Below are 16,430 nucleotides of genomic sequence, written 5' to 3' on the forward strand. Positions count from 1 at the left end.
AGCATTTGCTAATGTATAATGACGCTGACGTTTATATTATACCATTGAAATATCTGAAATCCGTGATTTGTAGTAAAATTTTTATAAAATTCAAGGGGGACTACTTCAAGTGGAAGAAAAATTATTCAACAAGCACTTTATAGGTATTACAGTGCTGAACTTTATCGTTTATATGGTTTACTATTTGTTCACCGTTATTATTGCCTTTATCGCGACTAAACAACTCGGTGCCTCAACTAGTCAAGCTGGACTTGCAACAGGGATTTATGTACTTGGTACATTGTTTGCGCGTTTGGTTTTTGGTAAACAGTTAGAAGTTATTGGTCGTAAATTAGTTTTTCGTGGTGGAGCTATTTTCTATCTTTTGACAACTGTTGCTTACTTCTTTATGCCAAATATCGGAATGATGTATTTGGTTCGTTTCCTTAACGGTTTTGGTTACGGGGTTGTGTCAACAGCGACTAATACCATTGTTACAGCCTATATACCAGAATCAAAACGTGGTGAAGGGATTAACTTCTATGGTCTTTCAACAAGTTTGGCTGCAGCCATTGGACCATTCGTAGGAACCTTCATGTTGGATAACTTACACATTGATTTCCGTAATATCATTGTTCTTTGTAGCGTATTGCTTGTTGTTGTGTTGATTGGTTCATTTACTTTCCCAGTCAAAAACATCGAACTTACTGAGGACCAAGTTGCCGCAAGCAAATCATGGACCGTCGATAGCTTCCTTGAAAAAAGAGCTTTCTTCATTTCAATTATTGCTTTCTTAGTAGGTGTTGCTTACGCTTCTGTACTTGGTTTCCAAAAACTTTATACAGGTGTTATTGATTTAGCTCAAGTAGGTGCTTACTTCTTTGTTGTTTACGCCTTAGTTATCACTTTTACACGTCCTGCTATGGGTCGCTTGATGGATGCTAAAGGTGAGAAATGGGTTCTTTATCCAAGTTACATTTTCCTAACACTTGGTCTTCTTGTTTTGGCAACAACTAATAATGCTTGGACTTATCTTCTTTCAGGTGGTTTGATCGGTTTTGGTTATGGTACTTTCTTCTCATGTGGTCAAGTAGCATCACTTGATGGCGTTCCAGAACACCGCTTCAACACTGCTATGTCAACTTACATGATTGGTCTTGACCTTGGTCTTGGTGCTGGTCCTTACATTCTCGGTATGGTCAAAGATGGTTTCCTTGGAGATGGGGTTCAATCTTACCGAGAATTGTTCATGATTGCTGCTATTATTCCAGTTGTTTGTGCCGTTCTTTACTTTTTCAAAAAAAGTGGACGTAAAGTAGCTTAATCATTAGGTATAGGAGGGTTTTATTATGTCACAATCATATAAACATATTCTTGTTGCAGTAGATGGTTCTTACGAATCAGAGTTGGCTGTTGAGAAAGGGATTCAAGTTGCACTTCGTAATGGTGGTGAGTTGATTCTTGCTCATGTCCTTGATGGAAATATCTACGGTCTAGCGGGAGATGGAACTGTCAATGACTATACAGTTAGTGAGAGCTACAAACACGCTGATAAAGTGTTGGATTATTACACTGAGTTGGCTAATAAAGAAGGTTTGACAAATGTGAAGAAGGTCGTTCGTGCAGGTAGTCCACGTACACTTCTAGCAAAAGTTATCCCTGAAGAGGTGGAAGCAGACTTGCTAATGGTTGGAGCAACAGGTTTGAACGCCTTTGAGCGCTTTATGATGGGATCAACTTCAGAGTATATTATGCGTCATACCAAAATTGATTTATTGGTTGTTCGTAACTCAGAAAAAACACTTTAATATGATATCTTAACAAAAAGGGTTGCAAAACTCCTTTTTAGTTAGGCAAAATTTTTTGTAATAATTCTTTACAATCTTAAATTTCCTTGTTAGAATAGAGCTTGCCCTATAAAAATTTTGGAGGACAAAAAAAACTTATGGATTTCACATGGACTGTAAAGTACATCACTGAGTTTATTGCGACAGCTTTACTTATTATTTTAGGTAATGGTGCTGTTGCCAATGTTGACTTAAAAGGTACAAAAGGGAACAATGCTGGTTGGATTGTTATCGCTTTTGGTTATGGTTTGGGAGTAATGATGCCAGCCCTTATGTTTGGTAACGTTTCTGGTAACCACATTAACCCTGCCTTTACCCTAGGCCTTGCCGTTTCAGGCCTTTTCCCTTGGGCACACGTCTTACCTTACATCGTTGCTCAATTCTTGGGTGCTATGTTTGGACAATTAGTCGTTGTGACTGTTTACCGCCCTTATTTCTTGAAAACAGAAAATCCAAACCATATTTTGGGATCATTCTCAACAATTTCTTCACTTGATGATGGTACTGTGTCATCAAGAAAAGCATCTTATATCAATGGTTTCTTGAATGAGTTTGCAGGTTCATTCGTACTTTTCTTTGGTGCATTGGCATTGACGAAAAACTATTTTGGTGTTGAGTTGGTTGGTCAATTGGTTGAAACTGGTTATGACCAGACAGCAGCTGCGACACAAATTGCACCTTTCGTAACTGGATCACTTGCCGTAGCTCACGTGGGAATTGGTTTCTTGGTAATGGTACTAGTTACTTCACTTGGAGGTCCTACTGGACCAGGATTGAACCCAGCGCGTGACTTAGGTCCTCGTTTGGTTCACCACTTATTACCAAAATCTATTTTGGGTGAAGCAAAACCTGATTCAAAATGGTGGTATGCATGGGTACCTGTTGTGGCACCAATTCTTGCATCAATCCTTTCAATCGCTTTATTCAAATACCTTTATCTTTAAGATAGTCAAAAAAGCTGAGTTTACTCAGCTTTTTTGTATTCTATTTTAAGATTAGTTGCTAGTCTATAATTTTCTGGCTGAAAAAGGTGTAACCAGTGTAGGGATATGATGGATGTAGAATGAGTTTTTTGATCAATAGTTAGTCATATCTACTAATAGTTATGTACTTTTATACATGAAATAAATAACAAAAAAATGATATAAAAGTGTGAAAAAACAAAAAATATAAATAAAAAGCGTTTACATTGACATATGGTTATGCTATAATTAGATTTAGGAGGTATGATTTATGAAATATATTGCAAAAACATTAGGTTTGGCTACTACTGTAGTCTTGCTCTTTTTGTCGTCTCTTGTTAGTGCTGAAACAACCCATGTTTCGGATGATTCGATGAGAAATAGCTATCCTTACAATATTTCCCACTACTTACAAGTAAATGTTGGTGGTTCTAATAAGAAAAGTTCGGCTGCTTTAGTAGCACCGAATCTGTTATTGACAGCTGCACATGGTATTGCAGATAATGCCACCGGTCAAGTGACAGCTCAGACAACATCGGGTGTGGCTGTTTGGGGAGATGCTTCTCCTTATTATGAGGCTTCTCAGATTACAAAAACATCATACAGTAATCCTTTTATCGTGATGCCTGGTTACACGGGAAATCGTGATGTTAAACGTGATATTGCTTTGGTTAAGATTGCTCAAGCTAGTAATAAAACACAGCAAATTGACACAAATCAAGTAAGAATGGCAGTGTATACTAATCTACGTTCTTTAGTTGGTAAGCAATTTACGATTGTTAGCAACAGTTTGAATCTTTGGGGACGTTGGGAGTATGAAGTAGGTACTATCACAGGAGTTAGATCTGATGGCCTAGTGACTACAAATATCAAAGGGGTGAATGGTCAATCAGGTTCACCGATTGTTGTTGATGGTGAGATTGTCGGTGTCGCAACAAATATTGAAAATGCAACATCAAATATTCTCTTTACTCCTTTAACAAATGATATTTATAATAACTTGCTTGCGCCAAACGGTATTTATAACGTCAATTTCTATTGATATCCATATCAATAAAAGAGGTTCAGTACAATTTGTACTGAACCTCTTTTATTGTATATTTTAGTGTAACTGTCTCTTGAAAGAAGAACGTAGCAGTGTTACACCTGTAAAGATAGCAATAAAAACAACTAAAATTTTGAGGTTATTGATATCTAGGCTGCTGAGGAAGAGCGCTGCAATTAGAACGCCGATAACTCCACCGATGATAATTCCCAGAACACCAGGCCAGTTAACACGGTCTGATTTGATAAATTCACGTGAGCTTGCTGTTAAAATCATAGCAGCATCAAGCATCATAACAGGGAGGGCAATGGAAGGATTGATTCCCATGAGTGAGAAGAAAATCAATTCTGGAGCATAGTTACCGAGTCCCATAGTCATGAGCATACCGATGATAAAGTCAAAGATAATCCCGACGATAAGCCAGATACCATATAGGCCACGTATAGCATCTGAGTTACCAGCTCCTGGATTGGTAATCATGCGATAGACCATGATGATGGAGGCGATAATCAACAAGATTCCTAAAATACGTTGTACTTGTTTTGTATTCCAATTTTTAGTGATTCTAGCTCCAACAAAAGCTCCTGAAAAAGAGGCAACAGCCATACAAGCCAAGGTAGTGATGTCAACTTTAACAATAGTGATAAATAGCAAGGCTTCTGTAAGGACTGGAATAATGTGTGCTGTTGTTAAGGTTGCAGGAATCTTGCGGTCATCATCAACTAATTTAGTTGCCTTAAATAGGGCTGTTGAAGTAGCAAAGGTTCCTATACCTAGTGTATCGAGCAAATCAGTCACAAGACCAATCCAAAAACCTGTCCAAAACTTTTCCTTGAGATTGATTTTTTCCTTACGCGCATGCAAGAGAATAGTTGCAAAGATAAAGATAATCAAAAAAATCAAAAGAATTTGGATAAAATGTAAAATAAAATTATTAGTCATTCTACCATTATAAAAAAAAATAGGATGTTCGTAAACAATAATTACAAATGATAAACCCATAATCATTTGTCAAATCAAGTAATTTGCATTACAATAGTAGGGATTGGAGGAAATGATGTCTATTTTTGAAAATGTCTTTTTGAACACACCGCTTATTCGTGTGAATAACCGTGACTTGAATATTGAGTTTTATCAAGAAAACCTTGGATTACACTTGACTTATGAAGAAAATGCTATTGCCATTTTAACAGGTTGGGAAAATAAAGAGCGTCAATTCATTATTGAGGAATCTCCTTCAATGCGAACACGAGCAGTGAAGGATGGCGTTAAAAAATTATCTCGTATGCGTTTGAAGACGAATGCGGCTGCTATAGAAGCCTTGTTGGCTAATGGTGTTGAGGCAACTGCTATTTTTAAGGGAGTTAAGGGCTATGCTTTTGAAGTAGTATCTCCAGAAGGTGACCACGTACTGTTGCATGCTGAAGATGATTATTCTAACTTAGAGGTAACGTCTGATCGTGATTTCAAGGCAATTGAAGGCTTCCAAGGATTAGCAGACTTTTCTTTTGATGGATTTGAATTAAATATCCCATCTCAGGAAACCGCTGTTTTTTACAATGATTTGATTGCTGATGGTTTACCACTCAATGTGTCATTTACTGAACGTGAAGGGGAAGATTTGGCAGTTGAGCCTAATGTGACGTGGGATTTGGAAATCTTTGAATTTAAACTAAAATCTGGAGCAGACCTAACGGCTATCAAAGATTACTTTGATGCTAAAGGGATAGCAGTTTATATGGATAAAAAAGAGACAATTCTTGTATTGTCCGACCCGTCTCGTATCGAGCTATGGTTTAGTAAATGATGGATAAAACGCAGCAACTCATTAACAGTCATATCCAAGAAAATCTTTATCCAGGAGCTAGTCTGGCCTGCTACCAAGATGGTAAGTGGTCTGAGCTCTATTTTGGAACTCAAGATGAATATCAACCTGTTACATCAGGTCTAATTTATGATTTGGCTAGTGTTTCTAAGGTGGTGGGAGTAGGGACCTTATTGATTTTTATGGTTCAAGAAGGGACTATTGTTCTTGATGAACCCTTACAGACCTATTACCCTGCCTTTCATGATTCTCATCTGACTATTAGGCAATTACTAACCCATGCATCTGGAATCGATCCTTTTATTCCTAATAGAGATCAGCTGAATCGAGAGCAATTAATTGCAGCAATCAATCAGATTAAGGTCAACTCTCCTAAAAGCTTTCTCTATACAGATATCAATTTTATCCTATTGGGATTGATGTTGGAGACTTTGTATGGTAAGTCGCTAGATGTCTTGTTTCAAGAGCGTATCTTTACTCCTTGGCAGATGACAGAGACGTCGTTTGGACCTATAAAGAATGCTGTTCCTACTGTTAAGGGTCAGAGTGCAGGTCTTGTTCACGATCCTAAGGCGAGGGTATTAGGAAGGCATACAGGATCAGCAGGTCTTTTTTCAACTATCGCAGATTTGGAGAAATTTGTAGATCATTATCTACAAGATTCGTTTGCAGAAGGCTTAATCCAAAACTATTCTTTATCAGATAAGGAGCGTAGCTTGGCTTGGGATTTACAAGGAGATTGGTTGCTCCATACAGGCTATACAGGGACGTTTGTCTTGATTAATAGGCTAGAACAAAAGGCTGCTATCTTTTTAACGAATCGTACTTATTTTTATGATGATCGTAAGTATTGGATCAGCAAAAGAGACCAGTTGATTGAATTGATCAAAACTGAGTTGTTATAATATATTTAAAATAAAAAACGAGTAGCTAGATTAACTCTAGCTACTCGTTTTTTATTGTAGTATCAACTGATGACTTAATAGCAAATGATTATGCTAGAGCATCGTCCATTGAAAGCACTTCGTGGAAGACACGTTGAGTCAATTCATTTTTTTGTTCTGGTGTGAGGTACTTAGTGTTTACGCAGTATCCAGAGATACGAACGATAACATCTTCACCTGACATGATTTTTTCGTAAACGTCGTTAAGGTCCATAACGTTCAAGTTAACGTGTTGACCACCATTTTCGAAGTAACCATCAAGGATTGTCACAAGGTTATCAACTTGTTCATCACGAGTTTTACCAAGGGCACGTGGTGATACTTGAGTTGTAAGTGAGATACCATCAGCTGCATATGAGAAGTCAAGGCTTGCCAATGAGTTCAAGTTTTGCAACCAACCACCTTTAGCTTTGTTAGATGGGTTAGCACCTGGTGAGAAGAATTCAAGTTTAGACAAGTTTACTGAACCGTCTTCGTTGAGGTAAACCCCTTTGTGAACTGGTGAGTTACCAGTTTGTTTAGAGTAAGCAACGTTAGATGTGATTGTAAGAAGTGATACAGTTGCTTCAGCGTCTTTGTAAAGTTTGTGGTTACGAAGACGGGTAGTGTAAGCTTCAATCAACCATTCAGCCAACTCGTTTGAACGAGGATCATCCTCACCCCAGCGTGGGTATTCACCGATTGTTTCGTAGTCGTAGATGTAACCATCTTCGTCACGGATTGGTTTAACAGTAGCGTACTTGATAGCTGACAAAGTATCGACAGTATTCGCAAAACCACAGATACCGAATCCCATATTAGCACGTTGGTGTGTAGGCAAGAATGCCATTTGAACGGCTTCGTAGTTGTATTTATCAGTCATGTAGTGGATGATGTTAAGGGCATCTACGTAAGTATCAGTCAACCAGTCAAGTGATTTTTCGAAGTTGTCTTTAACAGTATCAAAGTCAAGAACATCATCACGAACTGGCTCAATGTCGAAGACTTTATAGTCTTTGTGAACATCATCGTAACCACCGTTAAGACCTGTAAGAAGAGCTTTAAGAACGTTAACACGAGCACCGAAGTACTGGATGTTGTGGCGTTGTTCTTCGTTTTCTGGATCAAGTGGTGATACACAACATGAAATACATGACATTTCACCGTAACCATCTTTAGCCATTGTTGTTACACCTTCATATTGGATTGAAGAGTGTTTGTGTGACATTGACATACAGTAGCGACGGAATGAATATGGCAATTTATCTGTCCAAAGAACTGTCAAGTTTGGTTCTGGTGAGTTACCGATATTGTCAAGTGTGTTCAAGAAACGGTAGTCCATTTTAGTAACACGGTGACGACCGTCGTTACCCATACCAGCCATAGAAGTTGTGATGAATGTTGGATCACCTGAGTACAATTGGTCATAAGCTTTTGTACGAGCAAATTTAACAGTACGAAGTTTCATAACGAAATCATCAACAAATTCTTGGATTTCGCTTTCTGTAAATGTTCCACGAGCAAGGTCACGTTCTGCAAAGATATCAAGAACGATTGGCACACGTCCAAGAGAAGTTGCGGCACCATTGATAACACGACATACAGCCATGAACGCGATGTTTACCCATTGAATAGCTTCTTTAACGTTTTCAGCTGGGCGACGAACATCAACACCGTAAAGGTCACCAAGTTTAACAACTTCACCAAGTGCTTGGTATTGAAGGTTAACTTCTTCACGAAGACGGATTGATTCTTCATCGATTTCTGAAAGAGCGTTCCAGTCGTTAACTTTTTCTTGCATCAAATAATCAGCACCATAAAGGGCAAGACGTGCATAAACCCCGATGATACGACCACGTGAGTAGGCATCAGGAAGTCCAGTTACAGTGTGTGCGTGACGAGCACGACGGATATTTGAAGTGTAAGCACGGAAGATACCGTCATTAACAGTTGTCACATATTTTGTGAAAATTTCGTGAACTGCTGGATCAGGCTCATAGCCGTTTTCTTTCAAAGCAGTTTCTGCCATACGGATACCACCTTTTGGCATGAAGTTGAGTTTGAATAGCTCATCATTTTGAATACCATAGATCAACTCATCTTCTTTTGAGATGTATCCAGCTGGGATATCAGCGATTGATGTTGGGCGGGTATCGTATGGGAAACGAGTTTCTTCGTAGTGAGCTTTCGTTTCTTCGACGATTTTTTTGATTTTGAGTGAACGCTCAGTTGGACCAGCCAAGAAGCTTTCATCGCCATCATAAGGTGTGTAGTTAGCTTGAACAAAGCGAGATACGCTAGCTCTTTCTTTCCAGTCAGTACCTTTGAAGCCTTCCCAAGCTTTTTCAAAAACATCAGTGTTAGTTTTGACAGTTGCCATGACATTTCTCCTTACCTTTTAGTAACAAACAAACTGTTATATTTACAAATACAGTATATCATACAGTAAGCGTTTACACAAATAGATTTGAGCATATTATTTGACTTTCTTTTATAATACAGTTCTGTAAAATAAATTAACTGTATTATAAATATTAGAAAATAGTATAACCTATCAAAATGTTATATAATACTAACTATGTTATCTTTTCCACTGATAAGGTGAGAAAATTCAGTCGTAGAAACAGATTGTAGGAGCGATCATGCTAGAATTTCCCTTAGTTAATGATACATCTCGAAAAATTATTCATATTGATATGGATGCTTTTTTTGCTGCGGTGGAAGTTAGAGACAATCCTGAATTGGCAGGGAAGGCAGTGGTCATAGCTACGGATCCTAGAAAAACAGGTGGTAGGGGTGTCGTTTCGACTTGTAATTATGAAGCGAGAAAATACGGTATTCATTCGGCGATGAGTTCTAAGGAAGCCTTTGAGAGATGTCCTCAGGCAGTTTTTATTTCAGGAAATTACGCCAAGTATCAAGAAGTTGGGTATCAAGTCAGAGAGATTTTTAAACGCTATACTGATTTGGTAGAACCTATGTCGATTGATGAGGCTTATTTGGATGTGACTGAAAATAAGCTGGGCAGCCGCTCGGCAGTTAAAATTGCCAAGTTAATTCAGCATGATATCTGGAAGGAGCTGCACCTGACTTGTTCAGCAGGGGTTTCTTATAATAAATTTTTAGCAAAACTAGCGAGTGATTTTCAAAAACCAGCAGGATTAACGGTTGTTCTGCCTGGTGAAGCTGAAGAGTTTTTAGCAGGCCTACCGATAGAGAAATTTCATGGTGTGGGCAGTAAATCCGTTCATAAATTACATAAGCTGGGAATCTTTACAGGTGAGGACTTGCAGCAGGTTGAAGAAAGTCGACTGATTGATAGCTTTGGACGTTTTGGGTATGAGCTTTATCGTAAGGCCAGAGGCATCTCTAATTCTCCAGTAAAGGTCAATCGTATTCGAAAATCTATTGGTAGTGAGAGGACTTACGCTAAATTACTCTTTTCAGATGAGGATATTAAGGCTGAGTTGAGTAAAAATGCTAAGCGTGTGGTTGATTTGCTAGTATCTCATCAAAAACTTGCCAAGAGCATTGTGATTAAGGTCCGTTACTCTGATTTTTCAACACTGACCAAGCGTCATAGCATCGAACAAGCAACACAGTCTTTTGAGGTGATTGAGCGTCAAGCGCATGCCATTTACGATGAATTAGATGACAATCAATCAGGCATTCGATTGTTAGGAGTGACTGCTACCTCTCTTGAAGAACAAACTCAAGACTTGAATCTACTTGATCATATCAGTGATAAACCTTAAAAAACCGAGTTTGGATTGGTGATTCAAACTCGGTTTTGTCATTTTAAAGAAAATGATTAAGATACTAACTCGCTAACGTAATCGTTTTTAGTGAGTCTTTGAAAATAGAAGGATTAGCTCTTTAGATAGGCTTTACTACACTGATAACCGTAGCTGTAGAGAGCTGTGAATAGGACTGGAGCAACAAAGTTACTAATGTGGGGAGTCGATTGACCTGAAAGGATACTGTATATCACTAGAGCAGTGGTTACTACAGTCAGCAGAAATCCGAGATAATAAGGGAGAAAGGAGATGGATTTATCTGTTTTTAAGCGTCGTAGGTTTATGGCTAGAAAGAGACTGGTTAGGATATAGAGTACTAGAACGCAGATAGCTTGGAAGTAGGTCCAGAAGGTCTGAGCTTCTCGGATAGTGGATAGGGTAGAGTGATCATAGATCTGCGCAAGCTGAGCATCACTCTGTGTAGCGATGTAGACAAGTCCGATGATATTGAGAAGGGCAATCAAGGAAATCAATAGGTTAAGGATTAGTGTCAGAATAGATGTTGTGGTTAGGTGTTTTTTTAGCTTTGCTTTTGTTTTAGGAATCATATGTTATCCTTTCTAAAAAAGAGATCAAAATCAGTCTGAGTTAGTCCAATCAAAGGATCGATAGAGGACCAGTTTTCCTCAGAGAGTCGATATTCAGTTGGTTTATTAACAGAATTCACAGACTTATCCACTGAGTTATCAACAAGCTGTGAATAAATTTCTTCGTTAGATCTATCATTGTTAGAATCCTTGTCATAATAAGGTTCTTTTACCGTTTTTGTTTCTATTTGAGGGTTATTTTGGGGCTCTTTATCAGAAGGTTTATCCACATCGCTGTGGATAAGTTGGTCTGAGCTTTCCTGAGATGGTGTATCATCTGGTTGAAAACGTTGAATAAGGTAGGTACGACGTTTTGCTCCTTCATTTTGAACAGCATAGTCAAATGCTTGGTATTCTCCAAGAAGGATGAGTTTGCTTTTTGAACGTGTGATTGCAGTGTAAATCAAGTTACGTTGGAGCATACGCCCACTTTGTCGTGTAATCGGTAAGATGACAACTTGAAATTCTGATCCTTGGGATTTGTGGATGGACATGGCGTAGGCCAAAGTGATTTTAGACCATTCGTTACGAGGATAGATGACTTCTGTGCCATCGAAATCAAGGTAGATTTCATCTTGTTTAGACTCGGTGTATTTGGCAGGAATGAGGTCTGTGATGTATCCAATATCGCCGTTAAAGACGTTAGACTCGGCATCGTTTATGAGGTGAAGAACTTTATCGTTTTTTCTGAAACGTGTTTCGTTAAAGAGAAATTCGACGGAGTCGTCAAGTGGATTGATAAGATCTTGCAGTAGTTGGTTGAGATTGTTGATACCTGCTTGTCCACGGTACATAGGTGCCAAGATTTGAATTTCAGATGGAGAAATCCCGCTTTTGATGGCTGATTGAACAATTTTTTCGACCATGTTTGGGATAACGTTAGCATTTGCTTCAAAGTAGGAGCGGTCAGCTTTTTTGTCCCTAAAATCATGAGGTAATTGCCCTTGTCGGATATGACTGGCTAGCGTTACGATAGTTGAATCATCCGATTGTCTAAAAATCTTGGTAAGAGCAATTTGAGGCAGCTCAGCTATTTTTAAGAGGTCGGCTAGGACTTGTCCAGGTCCTACAGAAGGGAGTTGGTCACTATCTCCGACAATGATGAGTTGGGTATTTGAAGAGATGGCTGAGAGGAGTTGATTGGCTAACCAAGTATCAACCATCGAAAATTCATCAACAATAATAAGATCAGCATCCAAGTAATCATCCAAGGTTTGAAAATCATCACTGTCCCCTGTTAATCCCAGGTGTCTATGGATAGTAGCACTAGGGAGGCCAGTTAGCTCATTCATACGGCGAGCGGCTCGCCCGGTCGGTGCAGCGAGGAGAATAGGAGATTCCTCTTTTTTTAGATTGATCCGACGTAGACGTGCATAGGCTTCGATGATGCCGTTGATAACGGTTGTCTTCCCAGTTCCTGGACCTCCAGTTAAGATAAATACTTTGTTGGATAAAGCCTTGTGGATGGCTTCTCGTTGAATACTGTCGTAAGAGAGGTTTAAATCTTCTTCGATACTATCGATAGTCTCCTCGATTTTTTGCTCTGAAAAAGATAGGCTTGTTTTGGTCTCTAAGAGACGTGTCAAGTGCTTGTGGATACCTTCTTCAGCGTAAAAGAGGGTATTGTCAAAAATTTTAGTGTCAATATGCTGTATCTTGTCTTCTGCTATCAAGTTGCTGAGTTCCTTGGCAATTAGTGAAGGATCTAGCTCGATTTGACGGCTATCCTCTAACAAATAGAGCGAGCGTTCAAGAAGTTGCCTAGCTTCAAGATAGGTATCGCCTTCTTCAAGAGAGGTCTCAAGAAGAACGTGAAGTAGCGCTGCTCTGAAACGTTGAGGGTCATCGGAGGCGATACCGACTTGTTCGGCGAGTTGATCAGCCATTTTAAAGCCGATACCTTTGATATCCTCGACCAGTTGATAGGGAGTTTGTTGGAGGATGTCGAGGCTCTCTTCTTGATAGTGATTAAAAATTTGCAGAGCTATTTTGGAAGTAATGCCATAGGTTGCTAGCTTAGTTAGAATTTGTTCTGTACCGTAATTTAGTTTGAGTTTAGCGATGAATTTTTCCTTGTTGACTTTAGAGAGACCACTGATATGATCCAGTTTGGAAGGGTCCTCTAAAATACTATCGATAGGATCATCGCCGTAAAGGTCGACAATCTTTTCAGCTGTTTTTTTACCAATTCCTTTAAAATGTTCGCCAGAAAAATATTTGATTAGTCCAGATTGGCTTGGTTTTGAGCGTTCATAGCGCTCTAGCTTTAATTGTTGCCCATATTTAGGGTGTTGAACAAGCTCACCCCAAAAGGTATAGTCTTCACCCTCCAAAAGGTCTCCCATAGTACCAGTGATAATGATTTCTGGTTCAGCATAATCGCTGTCGCTTTCTTCAATTTCGAGGAGAATAATTTTAAAGAAATTGCTAGCATTTTCAAAAATAATACGGTCTATCGTACCTGAAAAAAAGTAGGACATAATACTCCTTTAGTGTTAAAAAGAGGGGCTGGACCTGAGCCCAGCCCCGAAGGCATGATGGTATTTGAGTGATTAGTTGATGGTTCCGAATTTATCAAGCGTCCAGTAGCGGAATGTCACCTCACCAAGGATATTTTTACGCGAGAAGGTACCAACCATGCGACTATCTTTTGAGACGATACGGTCATCTCCTAGAAGGTAGTACTGACCTGCTGGAACAGTTACTTCAAAGCTAGTATTTCCGTTGTTATCAGTAGTAAAGGCACTCGAAGATGCTGCTCGCTCTTGGAAATAGTTGTTGTAAGAATACGTCGATTGGAGTTGGTCCTTTTTAAAGGCTGCAAGGTAGTCTTTTAAATAGGTTTCTGTTATTTTTTTTCCGTTAACGTAGAGTGTGTCATTATCATATTTGATCGTATCACCAGGCATACCAATGATACGTTTTACGATCTGCTTGGTAGTACCATCTTCGGTCTCTTTTGCGACCACAACGTCAAAGCGTTGTAGAGACGTTGTTTTGACAACGATAAGACGCTGGCCATCTGCTAATGTTGGATCCATAGAGTGTCCATCAACAGTCACTGGAAACCAAACAAAAAGGCGAGTTAAAATAGCGACAATAATGATAATAGAGAAAATTCCCCATTCTTTCAAAAACTGTTTCATATTGTATCTTTCTTATTTTAGGAGTAATTGTTGTGCCTTACGCGTATTTGCGAAATGGAGTTTAGCTAAGCTATTGAGTCCAGTCATACCGTAGGCAGCAAGTATTTGACTTGCGATAGTGTCTGACTGTTTTCCTGCGCCACTAGGCAGCTGATAACCGCACTCACGAGAAAGTGTCTCTAGGTTCTCTAAAAACAAATCTCTAGCAATAATGGAAGAGACTGCCACGGCTAAGTACTTGCCTTCTGCTTTTTCTTCTAGAGTAACAGCTTGTTCAAAGTGATTGGTCTCTTGTTGCAAATACTTCTGGTAATTCGTAGGGCTAGTAAAGGCATCGATGATAATTTTGTCAGCTTTAATGCCAGATTTTAAGAGTAAAAAAATCGCTTGATTGTGCAGTGCAACCTTGACAGAAACCGCATTATAAGGCTTGTCATCCCCTACGACTTCATTGTACTTTTTGGGAGATAATAGCAGTGCTTGGTGCTTGATTTTTTCTTTCAGTAGAGGAGCTAGTTGGCGAATTTTTCGATCGTTAAGATTCTTGGAATCATCAACACCCAGATGTCTTAAAAAGGCATGGTCATCTGGCGTCACGAGACTAGCAACGACAGCTAATCCACCAAAGTAAGATCCATTACCAACTTCGTCAGACCCGATAAGAGGCATATCTTGATTAGAGGTTTCTTTAGCGGTTTGAGGTGCCTCAGCTAGACCTAGAGACGCTGCCAAGTTTTGAGCAAGTTGTCCTTGAAAGACAACCTTACCAGATGTATAGAGTAAAATAGTAACTCCTTGGTGTTTTGCTGCAAAGCGAACATAAGGATTATTATTGGAGATTTGATGAGGAGATAGTTTTGAGATAAGGAGCTCAATCTCTTCATCAGAAAGTTTAAGAACATAAGTATTCATAGGATTTATTTTATCATAAAAAAGACGAAATTTAGAGTGAAAAGTCTAATCAGACCATAAAAGAAATCCTGCTCAAGGGTCTTAATTTACGAAAATCTTCTTTTGCGTTATAATAAACGGTGAGGTATTTTTATGACAAGTCAAACAAAGAAAAAGAATATGAATCGCTATAAATTTACGTTTGGAAGTAAGGATTTGACACTTACAACAGAGAAGTCAAACTTATTTATGGAAGAAGTCGAACAAGTAGCGCGTGAAAAATATGAAGATATCAAAAAGAGGGTTCCAGATGCAGACAATGAAACGGTGGCAATCCTCTTAGCCATCAATTCCTTATCGATGCAGTTAAGTCGTGAAATTGATGTCGAAAAGATGGAGGCAGAACTTCATCAGTTAAGGGCTTCTAAGTTAGAAGGGCTAAAAGAAAAAGTGGAGCAAGCAGTAGAAGAGGATGAAGCATGATTACCCTTCTTATTATCATCTGTTTAGCGTGGAGTTTTTATCTCGGTTATAGCCGGGGAATTTTGTTACAGAGCTACTATACCCTGGCTAGTTTGCTGTCGCTTGGTATCGCCTCCCTTAATTACAAGGCCTTAAGTAAAGTCTTGTTCATGTGGCTGCCTTATGCGAATGCAACAGAAGGTACGACAGTAAACTATTACCAATCCGTAGATATTTTTGACCTAGACAAGGTTTACTACTATGCAGCTGCCTTTTTTGCTATTTACACGGCTAGCTATCTGATATTTAGATTATTAGGGGTTTTACTGCATTTCTTTAATGGAGAGCCTTACGAATCTCTATTAAATAACAGTATTGCAGGAGGCTTATCCCTCCTAGTCACTTGTTTTAGTTTTGTTATGGTATTTATGATTCTAGCAGCAGTACCCTATGCTTCAATACAGAATGCACTATCTCAAAATATATTGATAGATAGTTTGATCAAGAGTTTTCCCTTCTTATCATCCTACTTGCATGGGCTTTGGACTGTCGGTTAAGCTAGGAAGGTAATCTTGTGATAGCGAGTGAGGGCGTTTACTAAAAGCCTAGGAGAAGTGCTCTACCGATTTAACTGGGTTGATATCCATTTTCTTGATTTATTGAGAAAATAGATTTTTCTCACAAGCTTTTTAGAATGACCCTTATCTAATATAAAAATCATTCTAAAAAAGAGAGCATATTAGTTGCTTTAGCAGTTTAGCTTTGCTATACTGTATTCAATCCTAAAACTTTTCTGTAGTTGAACCTCCTAATTCAGCTACAAACCTTTTCATAATCTCCAAGATAAGAATAGCTCAGGCTGTTCTTATTTTGGCTCTTTGTCAACTGTAGTGGGTTGACTTATAATCAGCAGCGAGAGAGAATCAGATTGGTTCTCTCTTTTTGCATGTTTAAAGCGATGAGAAT

General features: G+C 38.8%; 15 protein-coding genes. 9 read left to right on the forward strand and 6 right to left on the reverse strand.

Annotation, left to right across the window (positions count from 1 at the left end):
* Positions 1–109: 109 nt before the first annotated feature.
* From JOC31_RS00380 to JOC31_RS00395, 4 genes are all read left to right on the forward strand, one after another.
* A complete protein-coding gene (locus JOC31_RS00380; protein WP_205016238.1) occupies positions 110–1,303 on the forward strand; it encodes an MFS transporter in 1,194 nt (397 codons plus the stop codon).
* Positions 1,304–1,328: 25 nt separating this feature from the next.
* Positions 1,329–1,787 (forward strand): universal stress protein, encoded by a 459-nt coding sequence (locus tag JOC31_RS00385; RefSeq protein ID WP_205016239.1) that lies wholly within the window; start codon positions 1,329–1,331, stop codon positions 1,785–1,787.
* A 137-nt stretch (positions 1,788–1,924) separates the two neighbouring features.
* Complete coding sequence (gene gla / locus JOC31_RS00390) at positions 1,925–2,770, forward strand: aquaglyceroporin Gla (RefSeq protein WP_205016240.1); 846 nt, start codon at positions 1,925–1,927, stop codon at positions 2,768–2,770.
* Between the two features lie 289 nt (positions 2,771–3,059).
* Positions 3,060–3,830, forward strand: a complete 771-nt coding sequence (locus JOC31_RS00395) for a trypsin-like serine peptidase (RefSeq protein ID WP_239551604.1) — start codon at positions 3,060–3,062, stop codon at positions 3,828–3,830.
* 60 nt (positions 3,831–3,890) lie between these two features.
* On the opposite strand, the gene JOC31_RS00400 is transcribed toward JOC31_RS00395, so the two are convergent.
* Positions 3,891–4,775: a TSUP family transporter gene (locus tag JOC31_RS00400; protein WP_205016241.1), complete on the reverse strand. Its 885-nt coding sequence runs from the start codon at positions 4,773–4,775 to the stop codon at positions 3,891–3,893.
* Positions 4,776–4,890: 115 nt separating this feature from the next.
* Here JOC31_RS00400 and JOC31_RS00405 point away from each other — a divergent pair, with 115 nt between their 5' ends.
* Both JOC31_RS00405 and JOC31_RS00410 read left to right on the forward strand, forming a co-directional pair.
* Positions 4,891–5,640, forward strand: a complete 750-nt coding sequence (locus JOC31_RS00405) for a CppA N-terminal domain-containing protein (protein ID WP_205016242.1) — start codon at positions 4,891–4,893, stop codon at positions 5,638–5,640.
* Entirely contained in the window at positions 5,640–6,563 is a 924-nt protein-coding gene (locus tag JOC31_RS00410; RefSeq protein WP_386705160.1) for a serine hydrolase domain-containing protein, read from the forward strand. The genes JOC31_RS00405 and JOC31_RS00410 overlap by 1 nt, the downstream gene beginning before the upstream one ends.
* 88 nt (positions 6,564–6,651) lie before the next feature.
* Here JOC31_RS00410 and pflB read toward each other — a convergent pair whose 3' ends face one another.
* Entirely contained in the window at positions 6,652–8,961 is a 2,310-nt protein-coding gene (pflB, locus tag JOC31_RS00415; RefSeq protein ID WP_205016244.1) for a formate C-acetyltransferase, read from the reverse strand.
* 262 nt (positions 8,962–9,223) lie between these two features.
* Between pflB and dinB the strand changes: the two genes are divergently transcribed.
* A complete protein-coding gene (gene dinB, locus JOC31_RS00420) occupies positions 9,224–10,336 on the forward strand; it encodes a DNA polymerase IV (protein WP_205016245.1) in 1,113 nt (370 codons plus the stop codon).
* Positions 10,337–10,449: 113 nt separating this feature from the next.
* On the opposite strand, the gene JOC31_RS00425 is transcribed toward dinB, so the two are convergent.
* From JOC31_RS00425 to rnhC, 4 genes are all read right to left on the reverse strand, one after another.
* Positions 10,450–10,926: a hypothetical protein gene (locus tag JOC31_RS00425; protein WP_205016246.1), complete on the reverse strand. Its 477-nt coding sequence runs from the start codon at positions 10,924–10,926 to the stop codon at positions 10,450–10,452.
* Positions 10,923–13,445: an SF1B family DNA helicase RecD2 gene (gene recD2 / locus JOC31_RS00430; RefSeq protein ID WP_205016247.1), complete on the reverse strand. Its 2,523-nt coding sequence runs from the start codon at positions 13,443–13,445 to the stop codon at positions 10,923–10,925. Before recD2 ends, JOC31_RS00425 begins: the two co-directional genes overlap by 4 nt.
* 72 nt (positions 13,446–13,517) lie before the next feature.
* On the reverse strand, positions 13,518–14,111 hold the full coding sequence (lepB, locus tag JOC31_RS00435; protein ID WP_205016248.1) for a signal peptidase I: 594 nt from the start codon (positions 14,109–14,111) through the stop codon (positions 13,518–13,520).
* Between the two features lie 12 nt (positions 14,112–14,123).
* Complete coding sequence (gene rnhC / locus JOC31_RS00440) at positions 14,124–15,023, reverse strand: ribonuclease HIII (RefSeq protein ID WP_205016249.1); 900 nt, start codon at positions 15,021–15,023, stop codon at positions 14,124–14,126.
* A 132-nt stretch (positions 15,024–15,155) separates the two neighbouring features.
* Here rnhC and JOC31_RS00445 point away from each other — a divergent pair, with 132 nt between their 5' ends.
* The gene (locus tag JOC31_RS00445; protein WP_205016250.1) at positions 15,156–15,485 is read left to right on the forward strand and encodes a hypothetical protein; all 330 of its coding nucleotides are present in this window, start codon (positions 15,156–15,158) and stop codon (positions 15,483–15,485) included.
* The gene (locus JOC31_RS00450) at positions 15,482–16,021 is read left to right on the forward strand and encodes a CvpA family protein (RefSeq protein WP_205016251.1); all 540 of its coding nucleotides are present in this window, start codon (positions 15,482–15,484) and stop codon (positions 16,019–16,021) included. The genes JOC31_RS00445 and JOC31_RS00450 overlap by 4 nt, the downstream gene beginning before the upstream one ends.
* Positions 16,022–16,430: the final 409 nt, after the last annotated feature.

The organism is Streptococcus saliviloxodontae (assembly GCF_016908655.1).
Classification (GTDB): domain Bacteria; phylum Bacillota; class Bacilli; order Lactobacillales; family Streptococcaceae; genus Streptococcus; species Streptococcus saliviloxodontae.

Coding starts and splice junctions, on each gene's coding strand:
- rnhC (WP_205016249.1), bottom strand. CDS start 15,023: ATGAATACTTATGTTCTTAAACTTTCTGATGAAGAGATTGAGCTCCTT.
- recD2 (WP_205016247.1), bottom strand. CDS start 13,445: ATGTCCTACTTTTTTTCAGGTACGATAGACCGTATTATTTTTGAAAAT.
- pflB (WP_205016244.1), bottom strand. CDS start 8,961: ATGGCAACTGTCAAAACTAACACTGATGTTTTTGAAAAAGCTTGGGAA.
- JOC31_RS00425 (WP_205016246.1), bottom strand. CDS start 10,926: ATGATTCCTAAAACAAAAGCAAAGCTAAAAAAACACCTAACCACAACA.
- lepB (WP_205016248.1), bottom strand. CDS start 14,111: ATGAAACAGTTTTTGAAAGAATGGGGAATTTTCTCTATTATCATTATT.
- JOC31_RS00445 (WP_205016250.1), top strand. CDS start 15,156: ATGACAAGTCAAACAAAGAAAAAGAATATGAATCGCTATAAATTTACG.
- JOC31_RS00395 (WP_239551604.1), top strand. CDS start 3,060: ATGAAATATATTGCAAAAACATTAGGTTTGGCTACTACTGTAGTCTTG.
- dinB (WP_205016245.1), top strand. CDS start 9,224: ATGCTAGAATTTCCCTTAGTTAATGATACATCTCGAAAAATTATTCAT.
- JOC31_RS00405 (WP_205016242.1), top strand. CDS start 4,891: ATGTCTATTTTTGAAAATGTCTTTTTGAACACACCGCTTATTCGTGTG.
- JOC31_RS00450 (WP_205016251.1), top strand. CDS start 15,482: ATGATTACCCTTCTTATTATCATCTGTTTAGCGTGGAGTTTTTATCTC.
- JOC31_RS00400 (WP_205016241.1), bottom strand. CDS start 4,775: ATGACTAATAATTTTATTTTACATTTTATCCAAATTCTTTTGATTTTT.
- JOC31_RS00385 (WP_205016239.1), top strand. CDS start 1,329: ATGTCACAATCATATAAACATATTCTTGTTGCAGTAGATGGTTCTTAC.
- JOC31_RS00410 (WP_386705160.1), top strand. CDS start 5,640: ATGGATAAAACGCAGCAACTCATTAACAGTCATATCCAAGAAAATCTT.
- gla (WP_205016240.1), top strand. CDS start 1,925: ATGGATTTCACATGGACTGTAAAGTACATCACTGAGTTTATTGCGACA.